The following is a 12,484-nucleotide window of genomic DNA, read 5'->3' on the forward strand; positions in this document are numbered from 1 at the left end:
TTAATCTCCTTCTTGGTACAAATCATAAATGACAAAACCAAGGAGGAGATTTTTATGTAAGGCTGGGAGAATTCGAAAGTATCGGTAATAGTTCAAGATAGAAGGCGGTGTTATGAACAATGGATAATGGGAAGGAAAATTTGAAGAAGGAAATTTTGGAGATTTTACGTAAAAATCGCATAAATGAACCGTGTATTAAATTAAATACCCATGGTATCGCAAATGAAATATATGCAACAGAAAACTATATTATAAGAATTCCTACGGACCATCCGGATGCAATTTCGGACGCTTTCACGGAGTCGGTAGCAGCACCTTTGGCAAAATCAAACGGAATAAAAACACCGGAATTGATATGTTTTGATGATTCTTATACCATATTAAATAAAACATATTCCATTTGGGAAAGGGTTTACGGTTTTACCCTTGGTGAAATGGAGAATTATCTCAACTATTATAATACATGGAGAAAAATAGGCTTTGAACTTGGGAAAATACATGTTAACATTAAACATTTTGAGGACCCGAAAGGCTGGCTTGACAACCCCGATAGGGACTATACCAAAGATATGATAATTCAAGGCCTGAATGATACCGGCAGCAAATCTTCGTATTTATTAAATCTGATTCAAAATAAATACAAAGATGAGGTTTTTACATACAAAAAGTGTTTTGTCCATGGAGATACCAATCCATTTAACTTTTTGTGCACCGAAGACGACCGGTTATTGTCTGTGATTGACTGGGGCGATGCCGGCTTGGCAGACCCGGCAATAGATTTTTATATGATTCCGATAGAGGTTCTTGATGTTGTTTTGGATGGTTATAGTGAAGTTGCAAAAGCCAATATCGATATGAATTTCATATATCGGATTATTATCGATAAAGTGTGGATAGGGGTTGAAGAAAGAAAAGACATATTCCTATTGGAGAAGAATATAATGGAGCTGGAAAGTAAACTTTTAAAAAGGGTCTAGTCTTTCACTTTTTATTGAAGGGGCAAATAAGTTATAATAGAATTTTCAGAATCAAGTTTTACAGTCCGTAGGGGACGACTAGGCACAAGGGAAAAACCTGTTAACTACCTCTTTCACATCATCAAGCCACTTCTGCCGTTCTTCTAAAGTGCTAGTTACAATTACCCCATACATTTTTCTATAAAAATTATTTACGCCGCATAGTCCAAAAATGCAATTTTTCCATATAGTTTCGAGTGGATCGCCAAAAACCCTCATTTCTCTGTCATGGAAAGTATTTGATGTATTAAACACTATGGCAGCTTTTGCCTTCAGCAAGCCGATCGGAACCCCTTCACCGCTATCGTTTTCTTCAAATTTGTAAGCTACACCGGGACGTATTACCCTGTCAATCCATCCTTTTAAAATTGCCGGAGGCTGTCCCCACCAATTTGGATGTACAACTATTATTCCATCTGCATCTGCAACTTGCTCACAGTGTGTTTTTATTACACTATCAATTTCTCCGTCTCTTGGAATTTCTTCATACCTTATAACAGGATCAAAGCCCTCTTCATACAAGTCATGAAACACTACCTCATGCCCATTGCTTTTTAAAGCTTCAATAGCGGTGTGCGCAATTGCGTGATTAAAACTACCTTTATGTGGATGCCCCAAAATCACAAGAATTTTCATGCCCTAATCCTCCAAATCTTGTTATAACCGAATATTGTCAAACATATTGTATATAAATTACCTGCTAATGTCAATATGTGGTATCTACACTGTATATTTTTATAAAATAAATGTTTGAAATATTATAGAGTAAAAGCGGTACCCTTGTTTATTTTACTTTCTATAATAATTTGGTAAAGATAAATAGACTTGGTGAAGAGTATCAGCACACGAAACCCATTCAATGAATACAATAATCTATAAATTATTCATTGAGGGGAGAAAATATGGGCTATTATCTTCGTGTGAATAATGTAAACCTATATGTTGAGGATTTAAATCCGGAATGCAAAAAGACAATACTCTTTCTACACGGCTGGCCGGGTAATCACAACCTGTTTGAATACCAATTTGACAAGCTGCCCCAATTAGGGTATCGATGTATTGGGATCGATACAAGGGGTTTTGGGAAGTCGGATAGGCCGTTTTGCGGATATGATTATAACACTCTATCCGATGATGTGAGGGGTGTAGTGGAAGCTTTAGGTTTGCGCGATTTTACTTTGGCCGGGCATTCCACCGGCGGTGCAATAGCTGTAAGATATATGGGGCGTCATAAAGGATACGGGGTAAGTAAGCTGGTCCTTATCGCAGCTGCTGCACCAAGTTTAATCAAACGTCCCAATTTTCCGTATGGTATTGATGAAGAGACAGTATTACAGATAATTGAAGGTACATATAGTGACCGTCCTCAAATGCTTAGGGATTTTGGCAGTAGATTTTTCTTTCAACATACATCCCAAGCATTTTCCGATTGGTTTTTCCAGTTGGGTTTGCAGGCAGCAGGATGGGCAACGGCAGCGATTGCAAAGACCTGGATTAACGAAGTATTATTCGTCGATATGGAAGCTATTCATGTGCCTACTTTAATAATTCACGGTGTTCATGACAAAGTGGTTCCTTTCCAGTTGGGAGAGATACAACAAAGGATGATTCGAGACTCTAGGTTGGTACCGTTTGAATTATCCGGACATGGAGTTTTTTATGATCAGAGGGACGAATTTAATGCTTTGTTTGCAAGGTTTGTAGAAAGTTAATTTTTTGAATATTTTACCTATAATTTAGACCTTTGTTATAGCTTTTTACTGGTTTAAAATTGACACTAAAAAACGGAAAGGTTATAATAGGAAAAAGGAATAATTGGATTTTCCCCTTTTTGAGGTGTATTCAAGAAGTAGGGCAGATAAATCGTATTAGTACAATATGGTTATTAATAAAGATTATTCCACGGCAGTAACCTAAAATGGGATTGAAGTTTTTTAAGATGGTACACCTTTTATGACTTGCATAAAGCAATGTAGATTTAAGGAAGCCTATTCTTGAATATCAAGGGGGATAAACATGATAGAGTTAAAAAACGGTAGCAAATTAAAAATGCTGTGGAAAGGTCTAGTTATTGCCGGCAGTGACAAGATAATATGCCTTCCTATTGAACCAATGGTAATTGGACCTGATATTTTATACATTCCTGAAAATATAAATTACTTTAATGAAGAAATTGAATACTTGCAGAATGTAAAGTGGAATAGAGATATTGAGTATAAAAAAGTTGATTATACTCCAAAGATATATAGTAGCCTTAGCCAAATAATTGATTATGGCACTATTGAATCAACAAAAGCTGCACAAGAATTCATGCTGTTGGATATGTTTGATCCGGATTTTGATTTGACAAAAGAACAAGTTCATGAGTTGTGGTGTGTTTTGGAAAAGAGATTTGCTGAAAGTGTTGAGGGAAAAGTGACGATTGCTTCCGGTGAGGTTGTAAAGGGCAGTGTATTTGAAAAGATTTCGCTTCCGGCATTGGTAAATAATAAAAAGGCATCTATTGTTTTTAAATGATAAGGCATTTGAATTTTCGATGGGCAGATGCTTAAATGCAATGGGATTCAAAAAAAGGGACTGTCTCAAAACAGGATAAATTTTTGGGGCAGAGCCCTTTTTCAATCTAAATCTAAGTAGGCTGAAGAACATAAAAAATTGTCAATTTATTCGAAGTTATAGATAGAATCCGAATAAATTGACAATAATTATGTTATTTCTATCAAAGTTTTTTAGCTGAGATATGTATTATTGATTTCCGACAGGTAGATGAGTAATTCTTCCTGTGATATATTTTTCTAAAAGGGTTATATCGGTTTGGTCTATAATATTATTTCCGTCAGCATCTGCAGCAAACAGACTAGCATCCGGTATTTGCCCGGTACCGTTAATATGGTTGCATATCAGTATATAATCATTCTCGTCTACTATTCCGTTATTGTCAATGTCGCCATACGTATATATGCGACTATTACCGATATCTGATGTGACGCCCTTACCTAATAGATACCCTCTAAATATACCAATGTCGAGGGAATTTACATATCCATCCCCATTTAAATCAGCGGCAGCTAATTGCTCAAATGTCAGGTTTGACCTAAGTAAATATGATCTAAGATTCGCGAAATCAAGGGAGTTTATATCTCCATCTCCGTTTAAATCTCCAATTTTGACAGAAGTTCTAATCTTTCTCATGGCTTTTGCAACGTTTAGCCTTCCGCTTGTAGCAACTTTACCCTGTAAGCTCGGTAGATAATCCACACTGGACAAAATCAGATCTTTTAATTGTTGTGTGGTTAAAGACGGATTTGAAGATAACAACAGAGCAGCTGCTCCTGCCACATGCGGTGCAGACATGGATGTACCTGTTTTTATGCCGTAAGGTCCGTCTTGTCCTGCGAGATGTGTTGGAATAGTACTACGAATATCTGTCCCGGGGGCAGCAAGGTCAACCGAAACAACCCCATAATTTGAAGATTGATATAGTTTATCATCGTTATCGGTATTTGCAACAGTAATAATATTTTCAGCAGTACAGCTTGCAGGATAAGTAAAATCCTCTGGTATCTCTATATTGTGGGAGGCATTTCCGGCAGCTACTACGAATAGCAAGTCTGCATTGCTTATCGCATCATTTAGAGCCTGAGAATCAAAAAACCTATCTCCTATGTGCATTTTATGTACTCCCAAACTAACGCTTACAATTTTAATATCCATTGCATCGGCATAATTAATTGCCTTAATCATAGTAGAAACCCAATTGTCCATATCTTTAGATTTATTTCCGCTATGATGCTTAAGTGAGGCAATCTTTACATTAGGTCCAAACCCTGCAATTATTCCCGCACAATGTGTGCCATGGTCTCCTATGTCCATAGGATCAGGGTCGTCAGCACCGAAATCATACCCATAAATATCATCCGGATACCCGTTTCCATCGTCATCTTCTCCCGGAAGTCCATTAGCTTCGGCTGTGTTCACCCACATATGATTTATCAAATCAGGATGATTATAATCAATTCCTGTATCTATAACTCCCACAACTACATCCTGATTGCCGGCACATAGTCCCATTGCTTCTAATGCACTAATTATTTCCATAGGATTTTTTGTTTTTTCTTTGTTATTACTTTCTTCACTTGCAGTTTCTATCAGAAAGTCGGGTTCAGCATATGCAATATTAGGTTCATTATTTAACTTTTCAATCGCCTTTAGCACTCCATCTTTAGTTTTGTCCTTTAGATGGAACAAGTAAATTTTTTTCTTTTTTCTTTTTTTCAGTGCTGTTATCATTTGCTTTTGCAGGCTTTTGGGCTTTTGTCAAATCTTCGAACGATTCAACTCCCAAATCTTGCAGCTTATCACTTATAATACTTATATCATATCCCTCTTTAAATACAGCAATTACCCTTCCTTCTCCGAAAGAATAATCTGAATTGACATAATTGCTTTTTAGCCCTAAATCAACTGAATTACTATTTGCCAATGCAAACTGACTTCCTGCAAATGTTCCTACAATTACTGTTGTTAAAGCCAGAAACTTTGCTATGTGCTTTTTGAAACTCATAAAAATACCTCCTTCTTGACAATTTGAATATTGTTCTGAAAAAGTTTAGCGTACGCATTATGTAACCTAAACTTACATTATAAATACTATTATAAAGAATTCTTGGAAAAAATGAATGCAAAAGAATTGAAAAAAGTTGAAATTTTCATGAAAACAAGGACATAGAAAAAGGGGATGCCTCCTTTTCCTATGCCCCAATTTAAAGTCAAGCTGGAGTGTTATCTAGAATTCGATATTGTTTATGTTTTCAACAACACTAATACGTCTCAGCTTTGAAAGGGGAAGAGCCGTTGAAATAATACTGCCGATCGAGCAAACTGCAAGAGCAATCAATATTTCAGGCCATGGGGTTATCCATACAACATTTGCTTCGTTCCTTTGAATAATCCTGTAGATAATATACGAAGCTCCAAGGCCTGTTATTGTCCCGGCCAGCCAGCCGGTTAAACCGTAAAACAGTCCTTCACACCTTATTAAAGTGCTGATTTGATTGCCAGTCATACCGGTGGCTCTTAACATTCCCAATTCCTTAAATCTCACTATAATATTGGAACTGACTGTATTTAGTATTGTCAGCATTGATATTGCTGCAATGCATGCCAATACACTGTATATTGCGGTGTCTACCTGCGCCTGCAGTTTTCTTAATTCAATTTTGTATGGGTTGTTGACAAGGTCCGATACTTTGTATCCTTTTTTGTTTCCGGCTATATTCCCAAGCTCATATTCTATTTGCTCTCGATCTGCGTTTTCGTCCACAGTGATATAAATACTGTAGTATTTAGAAGTATTTTCAGACAATTCAGCAAGTTTCTCGTTGTGCATAACCACCATGAAGCCTTCGTTTATCCAGTGGTTTGGTGCAAAAGGGAGTTTTTCAAACAAACCTCCTACTGTAGCGGTTACATTTTTACCGTTTAGTGAAATTTCAACACTATCGCCCGGCTTCAGGTCGGTATAGGGTATGTTTCTAGCGCTTATTTGCATATTATACTTAGGTATGAAGATAACAAATTCCTTCTTCAATAGCTCAACGTCAACAGAGCCTTCACACAGGTAGTTCTTCAATACTTCGAGCTCTTTGTCGTCATAACCTATTGCTGTAGAACCGAAAACCATTTTCCCATTGTTTTCTTGAATTACGTAATCATTCCAATAACTTTTAGATACTTTATCGGCATCAATCTTTACTTTCAAAAATTTCGGTATGTGCCCAATAGTATGATGCTCATTCCAATTATACCAGTCAGTCGGTGCAAACACATCCCGAATCCCATCAATATTTTCTATGGAAGCAATAAAGTCTTTATCCGGAGATTCTATATCTTTATCGAATTCATCTTGGGAATAATCAAAGTAATCTATATATATCATAAAATCAACGGGATAGGCATCTATTCTGCTTGCTGTACGCGCCCTGTCGCTTTTTACGACAAAGGAATATACAATAAGAAGAAATGTGGAGAGGCTAAGCGTGATTACCGTGAATATGTAACTCTTCTTCCTTCTCCATAAATTTTTGAAGGACAATACAACGGGAAAAACAAACGGGTTTTTAATGTTGGTAAACAGGAATGGGCCGAAGGATTTAATCTTGCTTTCATTTATCTTTAATCCGGCTCCGCTTCTTATTGCGCCTATGGGGGATATTTGTGCCGCCCTTGAGGCGGGTATGGCGCAGGAGAACAGAACCGATGCTATGGAAACTATTATACCTATTAAAAGCTTTCCAATGGGTATAATCAACGGCATACCGCTCATGGAGAAAAATCCGAATCTGACAAGGATTAACCGTGATATACCGATTCCGGCCAAGATTCCTATGGGAATTGCAATTAAGCTAATCATGACCGTTTCCTGTATTACCATGCGAAAAAGCTGTGCCGGAGACAGGCCCACGGCTCTTAAGAGACCGAATTGCCTTATTCTGTCGTAGATTGATATGTTAACAATATTATATATTGATATAAAAAGCGTGAACAATACGATACCTGATATGACAAGCCCCAAAACATTTATAAATACTTCGTTGGTGTCACGTCCTTTTTTGCCCTCTGCTCTAAGAAGAACGGTATTTTCTTTGGGATGCAAAAAACCGTCTTTTTCTTCCGTTGCATAAAGGTTCGGAACAGTTCTCAGGCTTTCAATTGCTTCTTCTATATCGGCTTTTGGCTTAAACCTTATAAGAAGGCTATGTTTTGCACCTTCTTCTATTAAGCCGGTATTTAAGTCATAAACCGTAAGTCCTATAGAAGTTCCTCTTCTAAGGGACTCGGCCCTGGTTTTTACGGTACCGGTGATTGTATAAATCAATCCGTTCATTTCCATTTGGGTTGGAAAGCTTTTAATATTTAAAATATCAGCCATCCAGTCTTCAATGACCATTTCACTGGGAGATAGAGGCATCTGCCCTTTTGACAGAACAATCCCGGTAAGCTCCAGTCCTTGCTGTGATGCCGTTGTAGGAGCAATTTTTTTATTTTCGTTTACCCAATAAAAGTCATGCTGCAGTAAAACATTTATTTCTTCCACCATGGCATGCTGCTTTACCAATTCAACCGTTTTAAAACTGTCGGTTTCATAGGCCGCATGCCATGCTCCATATTGCTCGGTGGCTTGCTTAATCAACAGGCTGTTATACATCTGTGTGGTTATGGATACCGCAGTCATCAGCATTACAGCAATTGCAACTCCTATAAGAATAAGGAGGGTTCGCTTGGGCTGGCGGACAGCATATTTATATCCTATAGAAAAGCCATGTTTCATGCCGTCATCACCTCGTCACCGGTTATTTGCCCGTCTTCTATGTGTATTATTCTGTTGCACTCCGAAGCCACCGAAGGGTCATGGGTAATAATGATTACCGTCTGTTGATATTTTCTGGACATGTTTTTTATAAGTCCGATTATTTCCCTTCCTGTTTTGATATCAAGGTTTCCTGTAGGCTCATCGGCCAAAACTACAGAAGGTTTTGCTGCTAAAGCTCTTCCTATGGCTACCCGCTGCTGCTGCCCGCCGGAGAGGGTATGGGGAAGAGCATTGGATTTGCTTTCAAGCCCCAATGTTTGAATCAAATCATCGATATATTCCATATCCGGCTGTTTTCCGTCCATGACAATAGGTAAAATTATGTTTTCCTTAACGGTAAGTACCGGTACTAAGTTAAAAAACTGAAAAACAAAACCGATTTTCCTTCTGCGAAGAATAGAGAGCTGATTTTCATTCAGCTTGTAAATATCCTTGCCTTCCAAATAAACTTTACCGGCAGAGGGCTTGTCCAAACCTCCTAACAAGTGTAAAAGTGTGCTTTTGCCGGAGCCGCTCGGACCCGTTATGGCAATAAAATCTCCGTAGTTAATTGTCAAATTAACATTGTCAAGGGCAATGGTTGCAGTATCGCCCTTACCGTAAACCTTTGACAGTTGTTCCGCCCGTAGGACTTCCATTTTTAATCCCCCCATAATTCCGAATGAGATAATGCAGTACACATTAATAATTTTAATATGGGTTTCTTACTATTCAATTTATAAAACCTTACAGTTTAGTAATCTTTGCTGCATTTAATATTACTATTGAACACGCCCATCCGGGACAGTTCAAGGAAGAATTACCGTAAATGTACTGCCTTTGCCGGGGCTTGTATCGAGGGTGATATATCCGTTGTGTTTTTCAATCACTATTTTTGAAAGTGCAAGGCCAATTCCCGTACGATGCTTTGCATTGCTTTTTAAAGAGGTTCGCCCTGTGTAAAAAGGTTCGAAAATGCGGCCCTTGTCTTCGGAAGATATGCCCGGACCCGTATCTTTTATTCTTATCTTTATTCCTTCTATATCTTTAAATGCAGAAATCTCAATTGATTTACCTTGCTCCGTATAATCGGAGGCGTTTTTGATTATATTTGCCAGTGCCTCATACATCCAATCGGCATCAAAGGAAGATTCTCCGATATCATTAAATTTTGCAATAACCTGTTGATTCCGTGACTTAAAGATGGGATAAAGAGCATCCAGTATATCATTTAAAACATCGGTAATGCAGCCTTTGCATATATTGAGCTTTATGGCACCGGAGTGCATTTTGGAATATTTTAAAAGGTTTTCGACAAGCCTTTCTATACGTTCAATAAGCCGGGTGTTTCTTTGAATAAACTCTTTTCGTACTTCTGCCTTTTCACCGTCCTTTTCTAGTATTTCATTAAACATTTTCAGGGATGCTATGGGGGTTTTTATTTGATGAGACATATTGGACATCATGCTTTTTAAGAAATTCTTTTCCGTCTGAAGCTTTTCAATCAGACTGTTCATTCTTGAAGTCAACTGATTTACGTTGTAACATAGTATTGCTGTGTCACCTTCGGTATCTTCGGGTAAATTTATGTTAGCCTGCCCGTCCATAACATTTTCTATTTCTTTTGAGATTAGGGTCATTTTTTTAAATACTCTGTTTAGCAGTATATATGCACAAATGAAAAAGGCAAAAAAAATGAGTGTGCCGGGTACAATTACCTCTGTAATGTATTTGATTTTGCTTTGTTTTAGAAATCCTGTGTCGGTTACAAAATCTTCGGTATAGCCAAGCATAGCTGCGGCCTTAAGTCCTTCGACATAATATTCTTCATTGAGGGAGGATGAAAAAGCTGCCGCTATGTCTTTTTCGAGCTCCGGATGGCTCATAACAAGTCTTCCTATGACTGCGATGTCCCTTTCAACAACCTCTGAGACAAAGTTGTTGTGCGAATTTGACAAGGTTATTATAAGAAGAATTGAAAAAAATACTGTTGTTATTAATGCAAAAAGCACTAAAAGCTGTTGCTCTCTGTTTCTAAACATGTTTTTCACTCTCTTTCCCGGTGCATTCTTGTACCCATCTGTAACCAAAGCCTCTTACGGTAACAATGTATTTCGGTTGGGAAGGGTTGTCCTCAATCTTGGTCCGTATTCTTCTTATATAGACATTCAAAGTGTTGTCGTCAATATATTCGTCTCCGGTACTGCTCAATTTCGAAAGTATGCGGCTTCTGTCAAGGTTCATCAGCGGATTTTGAGCAAGGTATGCTATTATTTTAAACTCGGTAGGAGTAAGAATTATTTCTTCGTTGTTTTTCCACAGCCTTCGTTCTATAAGGTCTATTTTAATTTCACCTGAAATAATAGTATTTCTTGAGGTATGCTCCGGAAGGGTTGTATTTCTTCGCAGAACAGCTCTGATTCTCGACAGCAGTTCTCTGACTTTAAAGGGTTTTACAATATAATCATCGCCCCCCAAGTCGAGACCCATTATTATGTCAAGTTCTTCACTGCAGGCGGTAATAAATATTATTGGCACTGATGAATTTTCCCTGATTTTTTTGCACAAATCGTATCCGTTGCCGTCGGGAAGCATTACATCAAGCAGTATAAGATTATATTTTTTGGTATTCATTTTGTTCAAGGCTTCCGTAAGATTAGATGCATTATCTACAATATAGCCTTCTTTTTCTAGGGTGTAGGATATTCCCCTTACAAGGTCTTCGTCATCTTCTACGAGCAAAATTCTATTGTCCAATAAAAACACCTTCCAATTCAATGATGTGTTTTTTCTAATTCTACCATAAAGAATTATGAGATTGCCATAATTAAGTGACATGTCAGCTGCGCTTTATTTTTCTCAAAAAGTAACTTAATACACCGACGCATAGAATCAAGCCCAGTAATGCAGGTTTTAGAATAGACATGCCTGCTTCACCGCTAAATGCAATACTCCAGATAAATTTTAGAACAGCTGCTCCTATGATAACACCTAAAAGCAATTTCCAGTTTCTTTTCCATGCTGCCATAAGAAGCATGAAGAAAAACAGGGGCACTGCCAGACTCATTACTATTTTGGGTGCAGTCCATGGACCCTTAAGATAATCCATTTCAAAAGCTAAAAATTCTAAAACTTGAGGATTGCTTGCGGACGGGGCAGGGAACCAGAACATACTTGTAAATAGTGCAAATATTGAAGCGAATATACCGGTAAAACTTTTTTTAAATGCAAATATGACTATAGGTATTATAAATAATGGTCTAATATACCAGCTTAATATATTATGATGTCTTTCAAATGCCCAATTAAAAAACGTATTGTTAGTTAGAAATAATACGATAAATACTATAGTGGCAGCTGCAAACAGCATTCCGAATACAAAATCCATTTTTCTTTTCATGGTAAGCCTCCTTTAAATTTTAATCAGATTTTTTCTGAATCCCGTTAAATATAATATCTAGGAGCGAATCTACAAAGTTATTTATGTCTTCTTGATTATGCTCATAACTAATGTTGCCGAACTTGCCAATCATATATTTATCAACTGTACTGTTTAAGGATTGCAGCAGTAAACATAAGGCTAAAGAGTCAACTTTGCTGTCTATTTCACCTTTAGTTTTTGCATTGTCTATCATTTGCATAAACAATGATTCCGATTGCTTCTCTCCTTCCTTTATAACTGCCGACTTAGCCGATTCGTTATCTTCTTTGGAAAATTGGTCAGCCAAGGCAGCGTATTGAGGATGTTTTTTTGCAAATTCCAAACCTTTGAGAAAAAGCAAACGAAACTGCTCTAATAAAGTCAGAGCATGAAATTCTGCTATGGCACTTGAGAAAAACTTGATTTTTTCTTCTATAGCTAAAGTCATTATATAAACGTATAGATCCAGCTTGTCTGTAAAGTACTGATAGAAGCTTCCTTTGGGAATGTTTGATTTTTTGCATATTTGATTTATACTGGCCGTATTATAGCCGGCTTTAGAAAATTCGTCTACAGCAGCTGAGATTATCAGGTTTCTTTTATCCTTTGGCAGGTTAAAAAAGGTTTCTTTTGGCACTGTAGGTCTCCTTTCAAAGAAAAGTGACCACATGGTCATATTCTTACTTACATTATATG

The 12,484-nt window shown here is 37.4% G+C and carries 12 protein-coding genes; 3 read left to right on the forward strand and 9 right to left on the reverse strand.

The features are described from left to right. Window positions 1-119 precede the first annotated feature (119 nt). Window positions 120-977: a phosphotransferase family protein gene (locus JCM21531_RS18235; protein ID WP_094184736.1), complete on the forward strand. Its 858-nt coding sequence runs from the start codon at window positions 120-122 to the stop codon at window positions 975-977. A gap of 78 nt (window positions 978-1,055) precedes the next feature. Here the strand turns inward: JCM21531_RS18235 and JCM21531_RS04985 are convergent, their stop codons facing one another. Continuing rightward, window positions 1,056-1,652 (reverse strand): NAD(P)H-dependent oxidoreductase, encoded by a 597-nt coding sequence (locus JCM21531_RS04985; protein WP_038287904.1) that lies wholly within the window; start codon window positions 1,650-1,652, stop codon window positions 1,056-1,058. Window positions 1,653-1,918: 266 nt separating this feature from the next. Here JCM21531_RS04985 and JCM21531_RS04990 point away from each other — a divergent pair, with 266 nt between their 5' ends. Both JCM21531_RS04990 and JCM21531_RS04995 read left to right on the forward strand, forming a co-directional pair. Next, window positions 1,919-2,728 (forward strand): alpha/beta fold hydrolase, encoded by an 810-nt coding sequence (locus JCM21531_RS04990; RefSeq protein WP_038287905.1) that lies wholly within the window; start codon window positions 1,919-1,921, stop codon window positions 2,726-2,728. Window positions 2,729-3,032: 304 nt separating this feature from the next. Continuing rightward, a complete protein-coding gene (locus JCM21531_RS04995; RefSeq protein WP_038287907.1) occupies window positions 3,033-3,533 on the forward strand; it encodes a hypothetical protein in 501 nt (166 codons plus the stop codon). 228 nt (window positions 3,534-3,761) lie between these two features. Here the strand turns inward: JCM21531_RS04995 and JCM21531_RS05000 are convergent, their stop codons facing one another. The 8 genes from JCM21531_RS05000 to JCM21531_RS05030 all read right to left on the reverse strand — a co-directional run bounded on the left by JCM21531_RS05000 (window position 3,762) and on the right by JCM21531_RS05030 (window position 12,425). Continuing rightward, window positions 3,762-5,264: a S8 family serine peptidase gene (locus JCM21531_RS05000; RefSeq protein WP_243467241.1), complete on the reverse strand. Its 1,503-nt coding sequence runs from the start codon at window positions 5,262-5,264 to the stop codon at window positions 3,762-3,764. Continuing rightward, on the reverse strand, window positions 5,239-5,580 hold the full coding sequence (locus JCM21531_RS20680) for a hypothetical protein (RefSeq protein ID WP_243467242.1): 342 nt from the start codon (window positions 5,578-5,580) through the stop codon (window positions 5,239-5,241). Before JCM21531_RS20680 ends, JCM21531_RS05000 begins: the two co-directional genes overlap by 26 nt. 222 nt (window positions 5,581-5,802) lie before the next feature. After that, complete coding sequence (locus JCM21531_RS05005; protein ID WP_038287910.1) at window positions 5,803-8,346, reverse strand: ABC transporter permease; 2,544 nt, start codon at window positions 8,344-8,346, stop codon at window positions 5,803-5,805. Further along, complete coding sequence (locus tag JCM21531_RS05010) at window positions 8,343-9,026, reverse strand: ABC transporter ATP-binding protein (protein ID WP_038287912.1); 684 nt, start codon at window positions 9,024-9,026, stop codon at window positions 8,343-8,345. Before JCM21531_RS05010 ends, JCM21531_RS05005 begins: the two co-directional genes overlap by 4 nt. 150 nt (window positions 9,027-9,176) lie before the next feature. Beyond that, the gene (locus tag JCM21531_RS05015; RefSeq protein WP_038287915.1) at window positions 9,177-10,409 is read right to left on the reverse strand and encodes a sensor histidine kinase; all 1,233 of its coding nucleotides are present in this window, start codon (window positions 10,407-10,409) and stop codon (window positions 9,177-9,179) included. Then, window positions 10,402-11,124, reverse strand: a complete 723-nt coding sequence (locus JCM21531_RS05020; RefSeq protein ID WP_038287918.1) for a response regulator transcription factor — start codon at window positions 11,122-11,124, stop codon at window positions 10,402-10,404. The genes JCM21531_RS05015 and JCM21531_RS05020 overlap by 8 nt, the downstream gene beginning before the upstream one ends. Before the next feature lie 82 nt (window positions 11,125-11,206). Beyond that, window positions 11,207-11,767 carry a hypothetical protein gene (locus JCM21531_RS05025; RefSeq protein WP_038287920.1) on the reverse strand — a complete coding sequence of 187 codons (561 nt, stop codon included), beginning with the start codon at window positions 11,765-11,767 and terminating at the stop codon, window positions 11,207-11,209. Window positions 11,768-11,786: 19 nt separating this feature from the next. After that, the gene (locus JCM21531_RS05030) at window positions 11,787-12,425 is read right to left on the reverse strand and encodes a TetR/AcrR family transcriptional regulator (RefSeq protein WP_038287923.1); all 639 of its coding nucleotides are present in this window, start codon (window positions 12,423-12,425) and stop codon (window positions 11,787-11,789) included. Window positions 12,426-12,484: the final 59 nt, after the last annotated feature.

This window comes from Acetivibrio straminisolvens JCM 21531, from assembly GCF_000521465.1.
GTDB classification, from domain to species: Bacteria; Bacillota; Clostridia; order Acetivibrionales; family Acetivibrionaceae; genus Hungateiclostridium; species Hungateiclostridium straminisolvens.